Genomic DNA, 13,935 nt, shown 5'->3' with positions numbered 1-13,935 from the left:
TTTCGAGGTAATAATTCCTAGTTCCTGATAAAATTCACTGCCCGGTCCGGTCGGCTGGGCCAGACATCCGGCCTCCCCATGTTGACCCACGATCAAATCTGGAATGCGCTCGATCGCCTCGCCGAACGTGCAGGTCTATCGGCGTCCGCGTTGGCCAAACGTGCAGGCCTCGACCCCACCACTTTCAACAAATCCAAGCGCATCACGCCGGACGGGCGTGAACGCTGGCCATCGACCGAATCGGTGGCGAAAGCGCTGGCCGCAACCGGCACCACCGTCGACACCTTCGTGCAGTTCATTGAGGACACCGCGCGCTCCGTACAGGCCGTGCCGCTTCTCGGTTTCGCCGAAGCCGGCACCGGCGGATATTTCGACGATGGCGGCTTTCCTGTCGGCAAGGGCTGGGACGAGGTCGGACTGCCCTCGGTCAGCGACGAACATGCCTATGCGCTGGAAATTTCCGGCGACTCGATGAAACCAGCCTATCGCGACGGCGACGTCATCATCGTCTCGCCTGGTTCACCGATCCGGCGCGGCGACCGTGTTGTGGTGAAAACCAAGGACGGTGAGGTTACGGTCAAGGAACTGAAACGCCGAACCGCAAAAGTCATCGAGCTGCAATCGCTCAATCCGGCGCACAAAGACCGCGTCATCGATGCCAAGAACGTCGAGTGGATCGCACGGATCGTCTGGGCAAGCCAGTAAAGTTAGCGCTTCAGGCGACCAGCGGCGCAACGATCGCGCTCAACACCTTCGCTGCGTCACGCGGAGCGAGCCGCACCTGCAATCCGCGCTGCCCGCCATTGATGAACACCAGATCGTGCGCCATCGCCTGCTCCTCGATGGCCGCGCGAGGTGCGCGCATTTGCCCGAAAGGACTGATGCCGCCAACCTTGTATCCCGACAGGCGCTCAGCATCGGCCGGCTTCATCATCTGCGCAGACTTTCCGCCGAATGCCGCTGCAAGCTTTTTCATCGATACTTCGCGATCCGAAGGAACGATCACACAAACCGGCTTGCCATCGACCAGCGCCATCAGCGACTTGAGCACGCGCGACGGAACTTCGCCGAGCGCCTCGGCGGCCTGCAGTCCGATCCGGTCTGCGTCGCCGTCGTAATCGTAAGTATGAACCGTGAAGGCGACGTCCACCTGTTCCAGCATCTTGGTCGCGCGCGTCACCTTCGACATGCGTTGCTCCGAAGCGGCGACTAACCCGCCGCCCGTTTCAGCGCCGTGTCGATCATCGCAATCGAATTTGCGACGCCGTAAACGGCCACGAACGATCCGAAGCGCGGACCTTTCTCCTGACCGAGCAGCACCTGATAGAGCATATTGAACCAGTCCAGCGACACGCCTGGACGGCCATCCTTGCCAGCCTTCTTGTGATCTAGGAACGGCTCGCGGCGGCCGATCTCATAGACCACGTTTTGGATGTCTTCGGCGGAAGCATCGGCAGGCAGCTGCGCCAGCGCGTTGCGCAGATCGGCCAGCGCCACGCGTTCGCTCTCGGTCGGCTCGCGGAAGGTCTTCGTCGGCGCCACGAAGTCGCGATAGTAGTTGATCGCGTAGCCAACCATGTCGTCCAGCTTCGGATGCGTCTTCGGCGTCACGCCCGGACGATAGCGGCCAATGAAACCCCACAGTGTTTCAGCGTTTTCCGCGTTCGATGACGACACCAGGGTCAGCAGCAACTGGAACGTCACCGGCATGTCGGCGAGCGGCGGATCGCCCGCATGGATATGCCAGACCGGATTGCTCAGGCGCTGCTTGCCATCCTGACGCGGATAGCCGTCGATGAACTGCTGATAGTCGTCGACGTTGCGCGGGATGACATCGAAATACAGCCGCTTCGCCGCCTTCGGCTCGCGGTACATGAACAACGACAGCGATTCCGGCGAGGCGTAACGCAGCCATTCATCGATGGTGAGACCATTGCCCTTTGACTTGGAAATCTTCTGGCCCTTGTCGTCGAGGAACAGCTCGTAGTTGAAGCCTTCCGGCGGCGTGCCGCCGAGCGCCGAGCAGATCTTTCCCGACAGCTTGACCGAATCGATCAGGTCCTTGCCCGCCATTTCATAGTCGACGCCGAGCGCAACCCAGCGCATCGCCCAGTCTGGCTTCCATTGCAGCTTGCAATGCCCGCCGGTGACCGGAACGGTGACGCGCTCCCTTGTGTCGGGATCGTCGTAGGACACCGTGCCGGCCTTGGCGTCATGCGCCACGATCGGCACCTGCAGCACAACGCCAGTGCGCGGTGAAATCGGCAGGAACGGCGAATAACTCGCGGCACGCTCCTCGCGCAGCGACGGCAGCATGATCGCCATCACCTTGTCGATGTTCTCCAGCATCTTCAGCAGCGTCGCGTCGAAGCGCCCCGACTTGTAATATTGCGTCGAACTGGCGAATTCGTAATCGAACCCGAAGGTATCGAGAAACGCGCGCAGCCGTGCGTTATTGTGCTCGCCGAAACTCGGATGGGTGCCGAAGGGGTCGCGGACCTGGGTCAGCGGCTTGCCGAGATCTTCCGTCAGCATCTCCTTGTTCGGCACATTGTCCGGCACCTTGCGCAGGCCGTCCATGTCATCGGAAAACGCCAGCAGTCTGGTCTTGATCTTGTCTTCGGTCAGCACGCGAAAAGCATGGCGCACCATGGTGGTGCGCGCGACCTCGCCGAAGGTACCGATATGAGGCAGCCCCGACGGACCATAGCCGGTCTCAAACAGCACTTCGTCCTTCGGCTTTTTCTTCAACCGCGCGACAATCTGCTTCGCCTGTTCGAACGGCCAGGCGTTGGATTGTTCGGCAAGCGCCCGAAGGTCGCTCGCGGTTGCAGGCATTTCATTCGACATCAAGGATCTCCGCGCACGGACAGATTTTAAGCTGGCTGGCGGCGTGATAGCCACCATCCGATCAACACCAGACACATACCGATCGCAGCGCAGACGACCAGCAATCCGGCTGTATTAGCCGCAACCCCTGCATAACCCAAGGTCTTCGCGTCGAGAAAAGGATAGGGATAGAAGCCGGACATCTTTCCGCGCACCAGCACCAATCCAAGGTAGAACAGCGGATAGATCAGCCACAGCAACGGATCGTACCAGCGCAGCCCCGCTTTGCGGACACAGGTCAGCCAGAACACCAGATAGCCCAACGGCATCAGGTAGTGCATCGCGATGTTGGTGAATGATTGAACATTCTGCAGCGGCTCGATCGGGCTTAGCATCGTCTCGTAGATGATCCCGACCATCACGATATAGGCAGCAACCGCCGAACGCACGAAAGGATGCACCAGCCATTCCTCGGGGCCGGTCTTTACTGCAAATGCCGTCAGTACCAGCACCGCGAGAATATTGGCCTGGATCACAAAGAACGAAAAGAAGCGCACCGTTGCCTCGGCGAGCGACAGTCCCTGATCGCCCGTCGCTCCAATGAAGCGAACATATCCCAGCACGAGTGTCACCCAGCCCAGCAGCGCGAGAAGCGCCGCGGCGGTCCGCTTGAGTTTCGCCGTTCGCGTCAGAGTCATTTCCCGCATCCGGAATCTAGAACGGACTGACCGAGAAATAGCGCAGCCACAAATCCGTATAGCGGCCCTTTTCCCAGAGCCGGAACATTGCCCAGTTCAGCGCCTGACGCAGCACATCATTGCCGCGCTTCACCCCGATGCTGACCCCTTCGCCAAAATACCGGCTCTCGATGAACGGGCCTCCGCTGAAAGCACAGCAATCGCCGGAATCAGTGCCGTTGATCCAGAACGCCAGCGCGATAGCGTCTCCAAAAATGAAATCGACCTCGCCCCGGCGCAGCGCAAGGCGTAGCGCGTCGTCATTCGGGAAGCTGACAAGCTGCGCGTCGGTGAAGAGCATCTTCAGATAAGCCTCATGCGAGGAGCCGGCGATGGCGCCTACCTTTTTGCCTTCGAAATATTCCGGGCGAACCTCCGCCATCACCGCATCCCGCCGCGACACGAAGCGTGCCGGCGAGCGATAGTAAGGATCGCTGAAATCGAGCTTGGCGCGAAGCTGCGGCGTGACCGCCAGCGACGCGATAATGGCATCACCACGGTTGCCGTTGATCGCATCCACCAGCGTCTCGAACCGGCGCATCTGAATCGTGCAAGCCACCTTGATCTCTTCGCAGATCATCCGGGCCAGATCGACATTGAAGCCGGCCGGATTGCCATCGGGACCGGTAAAATTGAAGGGCGGGTAATCGGTTTCAGTCAGGAAACGAATGACCGTCAGGCGCGAAAGGTCTGGCCGGTCGGGACGCCGCCGCGGGTCCCAAAAGCCCGGCACGGCCTGAGGCGCAGCAGGCTGAGGGATGGTGACTTGAGGCTGCGATGACCGAGGCGGTGTGGACGGCGGCGCGCCTTGGGCTAACACAGGCTGGACCCCCGCAGCAAAGCACAGCGCGGCCCAAACGATGGCCAGCCTTGCGGTTGCACCGGCGGCACGGCCCAATCGGATATTGAAGGCAGATACTATCTGTGGTTGCATTGGCTGGGGGTTCCGCGTGTTGGGTCTTATAGACCATCCACGGAGCGATTCGAGTGCGTTTGTGGCGTGGGGTAACGGTCGAATGGCCGTGGCTGGGCGGGCAAGCGAGTTGGACGGGACACCGCCGCAAGGTTTTGCGCGCCTGACGGCGTCCGCCCGAAACCTGACAACCTTCCTCGCCGGCTTTCTCGGCATCCCGCGCTCACAGAACGACAACCGGCCCGGACATCGCGAACCAGGGCCTGCCGTGGAGCTCGATTGCCTGCGGCACATTCTCGCTCCCGCGCTCCTCGCCGCGGCCGCGCAGCGAAGCGAGGAGATCGGCATTGGTGCCGATCGCGTTCTGATCCAGCGGGGCATCATCGACGAGGACGCCTATCTCGATCACCTCGCCACATATATCGGAATCGGGATTGAAACACTTGAAGACGTCAGTCCCATCGATTGTCTTCTGCCCGCCGACGGCATTCACCTGTGCGCGCGGCATGGCATTCTGCCCATCCGGCAGCAGGACGAACCCGTGTATGTGTCGGCACCGCACGGGTACTGCGCCCGCCGCATCGTCCGGCTGATCGCGCAATATCCGTCGCTTCTTCCGCGCATCCGCCTCACGTCGACCGCACGTTTCAACGCATTCCTCGAGTATCATTCCGGCAACGTGCTGGCTGGCACCGCCGCCGAAGGCCTAGCGAGCCGTTTTCCCGATCTGTCAGCGGCACCAGCGTCGGCTTCGCATGGCCGTCTGTTTCATTTATTCCGCCATATCCTGCGGCTTGTCGGTCCCGTTGTACTTCTGACGCTGGCACCCATGCTGTTACTCGAGTTGTGCAGCGTGATCCTCGCCATATGGTTTCTGCTATTTACGAGTTTGCGGCTTGCGGGATGTTTCTCAACGCCAAGACGACGGCCTCCACTGCCGCGGCTGCACGACAGTCAGCTTCCCATCTATACGGTGGTCGCAGCGCTCTACCGCGAGGCCTCGTCCGTCGCGCCGTTGATGCAGCACATTAATGCGCTGGACTATCCCCGCGAGAAACTGGACATCAAGCTCGTCATCGAAACCGACGACTTGCAAACCCGGGCGGCGATCGCACGGCTCGGGCCGATGCCGCACGTTCAGGTCATCATCGCGCCGGACGTCGGACCGCGGACGAAGCCCAAGGCTCTCAACTGCGCACTCACTTTTGCACGCGGAACCTTCATCACGGTTTTCGATGCGGAGGACAAGCCCGAACCCGGCCAGCTCCGCGAAGCGCTGGACGTCTTCCGGACACACGGACCGGAGGTGGTCTGCGCGCAGGCCAGTCTCTGTATCGACAACACCGCGGATGGCTGGATACCGCGCATGTTCACCGCCGAGTACGCCGGCCAATTCGACGTATTCCTGCAGGGTTTTTCCAACTTCGCGATGCCGCTGCCGCTCGGCGGATCGTCCAATCACTTCCGCACCTGCGTGCTTCGCGAGGTCGGCGGCTGGGATCCTTACAACGTTACGGAAGATGCCGACCTCGGCTTCCGGCTCGCACGATTCAACTACCGCTGCGTGATGTTTCCATCGACCACTTATGAAGAAGCTCCTGCGAGTTTCGGCGCATGGCTACGTCAGCGCTCCCGATGGATGAAGGGCTGGATGCAGACCTGGAGCGTGCATATGCGTTACCCGCGACAGCTGTGGCAAGATGCGGGACCCGGCGGCTTCTTCACACTCAATATTCTTGTCGGCGGGAATGTCCTGACGGCACTCGCGCATCCGTTTCTGCTTGGCGAACTTCTGGTGCGGAGCGTAATGAGCGCCTTTGATGACAGCGTTGCATCATTCTTTGCCAAGCCATTCATCGAGCTCTATTTGGCAGCGATTGTGGCAGGTTACCTGACCACCGTGGCAATCGGATTGATCGGACTGGCAAAGCGGGATCTGCTTGGCGAGGCATGGGTCCTGATCCTTACGCCGGTCTACTGGGTCTGCTTATCCATCGCTGCGTGGCGCGCGCTCTATCAACTTCTCGCCGAGCCCTACCACTGGGAAAAAACAGAACATGGCCTCGCGCGGCATTCGCGACTCGCTTCGCGGTCTCGAACCGAAACGAGTGAGCACCGACGCGGCGTGGCTCAGAGATAACGCTTGAGATCAGTCGCGGCTTCTTCGGGCGTGCGCTTCAGGTTAAATGGGCGAATGAAGTTTCCATTCTTGTCCATCAGATAGATCAGCGCGGTGTGATCCATCGTGTAGTCGCCATCCTTCAGCGGAATTTTCTTGGCATACACCCGATAGGCAGAGATCACCTTGCCGATTTCATCCGGGGTGCCAGTCAACCCCTTGAGATGCGGATCGAAGCTTGAAATGTAATCCTTCATCACTGCCGACGTGTCGCGTTCGGGATCGACGGACACAAAATACGCGTTCATTTTGTCGGCGTCGGGACCCATGGCGCGCAGGACTTCGGACATTTCGAACAGCGCTGTCGGACAGACATCCGGACAATGCGTGAAACCAAAGAAGATGATCGTCGGGCGGCCGATGAGGCTCTTTTCAGTGACCGTTTGTCCCGCCTGATCGGTCAGGCGAAACGGGCCACCAATCGCCGCCGGCGCGGCGGCGCGGGGCAGACCACCCATCAGCCACAGGGTGACCAGCAGCCCGATCGCGAGACTGGCGGCAAACGCGGCAATAATGACAAGCGGCCGGGTCGTCCTATCCATCGCAAATCCGATCCTTGATCAATCGCGGGGCACGGCCGAACGACTGGCCGCTTGTTCCGAGTTGGGCATGGGATAGAGCGCGCGGCCCGGACGAGCAAGCGCCACGCCCGCATGTCTGATCAAATGACGGGGAGCAACAGGCTGTTTGATCTTGGCTTTTGGCGTCAGCGCGGGTGCGCGGAAGCCTGTGCGTCCATATAGCACGGGCGATACATGCTCGCGAGTTCGCGTCCGCGGAGGAAGATCATGCGCTGCTTCAGCCCGCCGCGCCGGGAAATCCAGCTACGGATGGTCGCCGGGTACATATCGTACAACATCCGGGTCGCTTCACGGTTCGTCACCGGCCGGCCACTTGCGCCAAAATCCCACGCAGCATGGAATCCGAGACTGGCGCGCGAGGTCACACAAATCTTGTCATGGGGAACGGCACCCAGCACGATGGTGCAGGCCGACGCACACAGCCCGTCGATCACCACGGTCTCGCCGGAGCCCTTGAGGCTCTGATACTTGTCGACATAGGTCCCGATGCGGCCGCCGCGGTCATCGGAAATCCGGACCACAGCCTGACTCGCGCCCACTCCACTCAGGAGCAGGACTGCCGCAAGAAACCCCGTCACAATCTTCATTGCCGGCCCCGTCGCCCCCTGCCTGTATTGATCGGGGCAGCATCAGCGTGTTGCGAGTCTGGTTTTTTGTCCAGATCGCCTTGCAACGCGCGGACGGATTCTGCTGCAGTGTTGCTGGCTTGCTGCACCTGCACTGGCAGATCCCGAATTGGAACAGCCGGCATGGTCCATTGAACGACCCGAGATTGAATCTCTAACCGCGATTTCCGTTGACCGGGCTTGAAGCGCCGCGTTTCTATCCCGACAGGGTATGAGGGGAACAATATGGCGAGCGATGCGGACGTGATTGTTGTCGGAGCCGGGCTGGCTGGCCTTGTCGCTGCGACCGAACTGGCCGACGCCGGTAAACGCGTGATCGTTGTCGATCAGGAAGGCGAGCAGAATCTCGGCGGGCAGGCGTTCTGGTCGCTCGGCGGGCTGTTCCTGGTCGATACGCCGGAGCAGCGGCGGCTCGGCATCAAGGATTCCCATGATCTGGCATTACAGGACTGGATGGGAACGGCCGGATTCGATCGCGACGAGGATCACTGGCCGAAGAAGTGGGCGGAAGCCTATGTCGCCTTCGCCGCCGGTGAGAAACGCGGCTGGCTGCAGGCGATGGGTCACCGGCTCTTTCCCGTCGTGGGGTGGGCCGAGCGCGGCGGCTACGATGCCATGGGGCACGGTAATTCAGTGCCTCGGTTTCACATCACGTGGGGCACCGGCCCCGGTGTCGTGGAACCGTTCGAGCGGCGCGCCCGGGAGCATGCGAAGAACGGCCGCATCATCTTCAAGTTCCGGCATCGGGTCGATGCGCTCGAGATGACGGCCGGCGCGGCGACCGGCGTGAGCGGCAAGCTGCTCGAAGCATCCTCCGAAGCCCGCGGCGAAAGTTCCTCCCGCGTTGAAACCGGCGACTTCTCGTTCAGGGCGCAGGCCGTGATCGTCGCCTCCGGGGGGATCGGCGGCAATCATGATCTCGTCCGTCAGAATTGGCCAAAGCGTCTCGGTACGCCTCCCAAACATATGGTGAGCGGCGTTCCTGCTCACGTCGACGGTCGCATGATCGGTATCACCGAGGCAGCAGGCGCTCGCCTCATCAATCGCGACCGCATGTGGCATTACGTCGAAGGCGTGCACAACTGGTCGCCGATCTGGCCGGGTCACGGCATTCGCATTCTGCCCGGCCCGTCATCGATGTGGTTCGACGCGGTCGGCAAGCGCCTCCCCTCACCGCTCTATCCGGGCTACGACACGCTCGGTCAGCTCGAGTACATCATGCGCACGGGCCACGACTATTCTTGGTTCATCCTGACGCAGAGCATCATCAAGAAGGAATTCGGTCTTTCCGGCTCCGAACAGAATCCGGATCTCACCGGCAAAAGCTGGCGGCAGGTGATCCGCCGCGCCGGCGCCAAGGGCGGTCCTGCACCGGTCGAGGCGTTCAGGAACAAAGGCGCGGACTTCATCGTCCGCGACAATCTGGAGGATCTCGTCGCCGCCATGAACAAGCTCGGTGGCGCGAACGTGCTCGATCCCGCTTCTATCAGGACGCAGATCGAGGCGCGCGACCGCGAGATCGACAATCCTTACGTCAAGGATACCCAGGTCATGGGCATCCACAACGCGCGGCGTTACATCGGCGACAAACTGATCCGCACCGCCAAGCCGCACAAGATTCTTGATCCGGCGCACGGCCCGCTGATCGCGGTGAAGCTCAATATCCTGACACGCAAGACGCTCGGCGGATTCGAGACCGATCTCGACTCGCACGTGTTCGGTAACGACGGCAACATCATTCCGGGACTCTATGCTGTCGGAGAGGCCGCCGGATTCGGCGGCGGCGGCGTGCACGGTTATCGCGCGCTGGAAGGCACCTTCCTCGGCGGATGCCTGTTTTCCGGACGCAATGCCGGACGGGCCGCAGCCAAGGCGGTGGTCTGACGCCCGGTAGCGGCGAGCACTCCTGCGTCAGAAGCCGATCCAATAGGCGTCGACTTCGCGCACGCGGTTGCCCCAGTCGAATTCCTTGTCCACGCCGAAGGATGGTGCCTTCTTCAGTTCCTCATCGGACATCAGCGTCAGGAGTTCGTAGGCTTCAATCGCGGGATTGTACTTCATGCTTGCCCACGGAAGCGGACGATAATCTTCGCCGACGCCGAGAAAGCCGCCGAAGCACAGAACGGCATAGGCGACGTTGCCGCTGGTCTTGTCGATCATCAATCGCTTGATGCTTCCGATTTTCCTGCCATCGGCATTGAAGACCCGCGTCCCCTCCACCCTGTCGCTGGCGACAAGACGATGTGGTTTGAGACTCATGGTGTCCGCATGCATGTGACCCTCCAGGCGTTGAGGTCCTCATCCCGCAAACAGTCCGCACACGCAACACAGCGTCGGTTGACGCCAATCCCGCGGATCGGCAGCCGGAACAAGGGCCTGTGAACCGGGCTCGCGGGCAAGAGAATTGCGGGCTTTACCCGGCACTTGCATCAACTGGTCCATTCTAATCCCGCAGCGACCTTCCTGCCAGCCCGCCAAAGGGAAAATTAACCCGAACGCACAGGCGAACGGATTTGCTCCGGCGTCAGGCCCGGCGATCCCTTGCCCGCCTGCTCGGCCTCACGGATCAGCGCGACGATGCGCGCGGACAATGGCGCCCTTAGCCCATGGCGCTCGGCGAGCGTAACGATTAGGCCTTGAAGATGATCGATTTCGGTGCGGCGGCTGCGCTGCAGATCCTCCCACATCGACGAGCGGGCTTTTGGATCGATCTTCACCATCGACGCGGCGATCTTCGTAAACAGCGCGTCGGGTAGTTTCAGAATGAACGGCGTGAAAGATGCAGGCAATGGCGTCGTCGATACCGGCGCAATGCCCTCGGCCTTGATCACCGCCAATGCCTCGCGCATCTGATCCGCAAACAGAATGCGCCAGGATCGCCGCGCAAGCTGATCGCGCAGCGGTAGGCCCGACAGCGCATTGAGCGCGTTGTTCAGATTGATAAGCAGCTTGCCCCATTGCACGCCCTCAATGTCATCTACGCTGCGGAAAACGAGTTGAGGCTGCGAGAGCAACTTTGCGATGTCAGGATCATCCTTCTCCAGCAAGATCTCGCCGGAGGTAGCACGATGAAAATGACCCTCGCCGAGCGACAGCACATTGAACGGCACCATACCCGCCAGCACGTCGTGGTCCGGCAGCGCCTCGCGCAGCACGGAGACGTTGCCGGTGCCATTCTGAAGACTGACAATCACGGCGTCCTTCGCGGCATGTTGCGCGATCAGGTCCGCAATCTCGGTGGTATCGTCGCTCTTGACGGTGACAAGGACGATGTCTGCGTCCGCAAAAAGGGGCGCCGGATCGTCGGACAGCTTGATCTCAGCAGGCGTTAGGCGATGCTCAATACCTTCAAAGCTCGTGACCTTCAGCCCGTGCCGATTGATGTCCTCAATGAGTCGCGGACGGGCCAGCAGCGAGACCGGGTGCCCGCCGGCGCGCAGCATACCGCCCACGAAGCAGCCGATGCTACCGGCGCCTGCGACCGCAACGGACTTCAATGTCCTCATATTGCTAATCATTCCTTGTATCAGCCCGTCGGCATCTCGCTGCCGGTTACTTTTTCGGGGCCGGATCGCAGAAATCCGGTAACGTCATTGCCTCTGCTGCATCCAATGCTCAAGTATGACTGAATCCGGCCATAAGGGCACCCGTCGTGGAACAGCAATCCATACCGCAGATTACGGCCGACGACGACGCACTGCTGGTGCAGGGAGCCCGCGACCGCGATGAGGCGGCCATTCGCGCGATCATGCAGCACAACAATCGCCGGCTATTCCGGGTTGCCCGGGGACGGTGAAGCTGAGGATGTCGTCCAGGAGACTTATGTCCGGGCGTTTACCCATTTGGATAGTTTCCGGGGCGACTCTAGCCTCGCGACCTGGCTTACCCGTATCGCAATGAACGAAGCCTTGGGCCGGCTGCGGCGCGAGCGGCCGCAGGTCGAACTGACAAGCCTCAAGCCTGGCGTGCTGGAAGCGCAGATCATTCTGTCCGTCGTCAGATAATTTGAGACAGATGGCGGGCTGATCTAGCGGAGGCTCTGGCCCATCTCGGTTGACATTTTAAGCGGCGGCTTTGCGATGTAGCAAGCGCCGCTGTTCGATGGTCTTTCGCTTGATCCTTTCTCTCTGCAACAGGACAGTTTGGCCGCGCCCGAAGTAAACGTCGGCGGGGGTGAGATTGTCCAGGCTCTCGTGGTAGCGGCGATGGTTGTAGCGCTCGACGAAAGCCGCGATCTGGGCTTCGAGATCACCCGGCAGGAAGTAGTTCTCCAGCAGGATACGGTTCTTGAGCGTCTGGTGCCAGCGCTCGATCTTGCCCTGGGTCTGAGGATGGTTCGGTGCACCGCGGGTGTGATCCATGTCGCGCTCCTGAAGCCATTGCGCCAGCTCGCCGGCGACGTAGCACGGCCCGTAGCACCTACGGAAGGAATGAGGAGAGGTCACTGAGCAGCGGTGCGCGCAGCCTTTCGCTGCAAGCGCGCACCGGCTGAGGTGGCCATGGCCGATCAAGGTTTCTCTAGAATGCGAATGTTCACAACCCATTCGGGAGAGACCGACCATGACCAGCCCAAATGTTATACTCGCCGATGCCGTGTTGGTAGCCATCGATATTGCCAAGGTTTGCAATGAAGTTCTGATCGAGGCTCCGAGCCATAAACGCCGGCGCCGGCTGCCGGTCCTCAACACCCGTGCGGAGCATGATCGGCTGATTGAGATTCTGCAGACGTATGGCCGACCGGTGGTCTGCGGCTTTGAAGCCACCGGGAACTATCATCGTCCCATTGCATGGCGCCTGGCTGAAGCCGGCTTCGAGGTGCGGCTGGTGTCGTCGCTGGCGCTCGCTCGAACTCGGGAGGCCCTGCACAACAGTTGGGACAAGAATGACCCCAAGGATGCGCAGGTGATCCTTCACATGCTCAGGATCCAAGCGACGCAGGCCTACCATGATCCGCTGCGCGCTGGCATCAACGATGTGCAGGAACTGTCGAAGACGCATGAAGCAGTCGCCAGGGCCAAGACCGAGATCCAGCATCGTATCCTGACGCACTACCTGCCGCTGTATTTTCCAGAGATCGATCGCTTCCGGGGCAACAGCCGCAGCGATTGGTTCTTCGCTTTCCTCGATGCGTTTCCAACGCCGGCAAGTATCACGACGCTAACGAAGGAGGCGTTTGTGGCCGGAGCCTGGGACGTCGTCGGCCGCAAAGTCAGCAAGACGCAGATTCTAATGGATATTTACGAGACGGCGCGCACATCAATCGGATTGCCGTTGCCGCTGGATGCCCCTGCTATTCGCATGTTCCGGATGGTCGTCGCCGAAGCACGCAGCCTGATCCGACAACGCAATGAGATCGAGACGCAGGCTGACGAACTGCTGCGATATAGCCAAGATTATCATCTCCTGCGGCAGATCCCGGGTATCGGGCCGATCAATGCGCTGACGATCATTGCCGAGGCTGGAGATCTTCGCCGCTTCCATCATCATCGCCAGTTTCTTAAATTCTGCGGACTGGATCTTTCGACACAGCAGTCAGGCCAGTATCGAGGCCAGACCCGCCTTTCCAAGTTCGGCAATGCGCGACTGCGCCGCACCCTGTGGATCGCCGGACAGGTCGCCATCCGCCAGCGCGAGAACGGATTCCGGCACAAGTTCGAACGCTACATCGCGAGAGATCGCGACAATCCCGATCTGCGCCGCAAGGCGATGACCGCTATTACCGCCAAGATGGCGCGTGTCGTCCACGCCGTCGTCAAAGGCGGTTCCGACTACCGGCCCTTCGTTGAGGGGCGGGTGCCAGGTGGAAGAACCTCTGTCAGTTAGGGCCGTGAGGGCATCGCTTCGATGACCCTGTAGATAATGTTCGGGTCTTCCACCTGGATCAGAAGCTCGTGTTGAGGACGGTGAGGGCCGCAATCGGCGTACCCTGTGTTTGCTATGGACGAGATCTTTTCCTTTACTCGTGGAAGCCGCCTGGTTCGACCATGCAACTTGACGAGCGTCATGCTGCGAGAGCATGCTGGCGTACAGAGAGACTTTTGACTGTCCTCTCTATTTCCTTCCGCTCTTA

The 13,935-nt window shown here is 60.7% G+C and carries 11 protein-coding genes and 3 pseudogenes; 5 read left to right on the top strand and 9 right to left on the bottom strand.

The window, feature by feature from the left end:
* Positions 1–78: 78 nt before the first annotated feature.
* Complete coding sequence (locus BN32_RS00205; protein WP_019195212.1) at positions 79–705, top strand: S24 family peptidase; 627 nt, start codon at positions 79–81, stop codon at positions 703–705.
* A 10-nt stretch (positions 706–715) separates the two neighbouring features.
* Here the strand turns inward: BN32_RS00205 and ybaK are convergent, their stop codons facing one another.
* Genes ybaK through BN32_RS00185 form a run of 4 tightly spaced genes read right to left on the bottom strand, consistent with a single transcriptional unit; the run spans position 716 to position 4,500 of the window.
* Positions 716–1,189 carry a Cys-tRNA(Pro) deacylase gene (ybaK, locus tag BN32_RS00200; RefSeq protein ID WP_019195211.1) on the bottom strand — a complete coding sequence of 158 codons (474 nt, stop codon included), beginning with the start codon at positions 1,187–1,189 and terminating at the stop codon, positions 716–718.
* A 20-nt stretch (positions 1,190–1,209) separates the two neighbouring features.
* On the bottom strand, positions 1,210–2,850 hold the full coding sequence (locus tag BN32_RS00195) for a lysine--tRNA ligase (protein ID WP_019195210.1): 1,641 nt from the start codon (positions 2,848–2,850) through the stop codon (positions 1,210–1,212).
* A 26-nt stretch (positions 2,851–2,876) separates the two neighbouring features.
* On the bottom strand, positions 2,877–3,527 hold the full coding sequence (locus BN32_RS00190; RefSeq protein ID WP_040425739.1) for a Pr6Pr family membrane protein: 651 nt from the start codon (positions 3,525–3,527) through the stop codon (positions 2,877–2,879).
* A gap of 16 nt (positions 3,528–3,543) precedes the next feature.
* Positions 3,544–4,500 carry a transporter substrate-binding domain-containing protein gene (locus BN32_RS00185; protein ID WP_040425268.1) on the bottom strand — a complete coding sequence of 319 codons (957 nt, stop codon included), beginning with the start codon at positions 4,498–4,500 and terminating at the stop codon, positions 3,544–3,546.
* 82 nt (positions 4,501–4,582) lie between these two features.
* On the opposite strand from BN32_RS00185, the gene BN32_RS00180 reads away from it, so the two are divergent.
* Entirely contained in the window at positions 4,583–6,619 is a 2,037-nt protein-coding gene (locus BN32_RS00180) for a glycosyltransferase family 2 protein (RefSeq protein WP_019195207.1), read from the top strand.
* On the opposite strand, the gene BN32_RS00175 is transcribed toward BN32_RS00180, so the two are convergent.
* Both BN32_RS00175 and BN32_RS00170 read right to left on the bottom strand, forming a co-directional pair.
* Complete coding sequence (locus BN32_RS00175; protein WP_019195206.1) at positions 6,610–7,200, bottom strand: SCO family protein; 591 nt, start codon at positions 7,198–7,200, stop codon at positions 6,610–6,612. The two genes, BN32_RS00180 and BN32_RS00175, sit on opposite strands and share 10 nt — an antisense overlap.
* 164 nt (positions 7,201–7,364) lie before the next feature.
* The gene (locus tag BN32_RS00170; protein WP_019195205.1) at positions 7,365–7,826 is read right to left on the bottom strand and encodes a hypothetical protein; all 462 of its coding nucleotides are present in this window, start codon (positions 7,824–7,826) and stop codon (positions 7,365–7,367) included.
* A gap of 264 nt (positions 7,827–8,090) precedes the next feature.
* On the opposite strand from BN32_RS00170, the gene BN32_RS00165 reads away from it, so the two are divergent.
* Complete coding sequence (locus BN32_RS00165; RefSeq protein ID WP_019195204.1) at positions 8,091–9,749, top strand: FAD-binding dehydrogenase; 1,659 nt, start codon at positions 8,091–8,093, stop codon at positions 9,747–9,749.
* Positions 9,750–9,776: 27 nt separating this feature from the next.
* Here the strand turns inward: BN32_RS00165 and BN32_RS00160 are convergent, their stop codons facing one another.
* Together BN32_RS00160 and BN32_RS00155 are read right to left on the bottom strand one after the other, a co-directional pair.
* Positions 9,777–10,139, bottom strand: coding sequence for a PRC-barrel domain-containing protein (locus BN32_RS00160; protein WP_019195203.1), 363 nt, complete (start codon positions 10,137–10,139; stop codon positions 9,777–9,779).
* A gap of 212 nt (positions 10,140–10,351) precedes the next feature.
* Positions 10,352–11,371 (bottom strand): 2-dehydropantoate 2-reductase, encoded by a 1,020-nt coding sequence (locus tag BN32_RS00155; protein WP_019195202.1) that lies wholly within the window; start codon positions 11,369–11,371, stop codon positions 10,352–10,354.
* 146 nt (positions 11,372–11,517) lie between these two features.
* On the opposite strand from BN32_RS00155, the pseudogene BN32_RS00150 reads away from it, so the two are divergent.
* Positions 11,518–11,851: pseudogene (locus BN32_RS00150) on the top strand (sigma-70 family RNA polymerase sigma factor); the annotation flags it as partial.
* 75 nt (positions 11,852–11,926) lie between these two features.
* Here BN32_RS00150 and BN32_RS00145 read toward each other — a convergent pair.
* Positions 11,927–12,346: pseudogene (locus BN32_RS00145) on the bottom strand (integrase core domain-containing protein); the annotation flags it as partial.
* 79 nt (positions 12,347–12,425) lie between these two features.
* On the opposite strand from BN32_RS00145, the pseudogene BN32_RS00140 reads away from it, so the two are divergent.
* A pseudogene (locus BN32_RS00140) lies at positions 12,426–13,713 on the top strand (IS110 family RNA-guided transposase).
* Positions 13,714–13,935 lie beyond the last annotated feature (222 nt).

It is taken from the genome of Afipia birgiae 34632 (assembly GCF_000308295.2).
Taxonomy (GTDB): Bacteria; Pseudomonadota; Alphaproteobacteria; order Rhizobiales; family Xanthobacteraceae; genus Afipia; species Afipia birgiae.
This window is presented reverse-complemented; position numbering and strand designations above follow the sequence as displayed.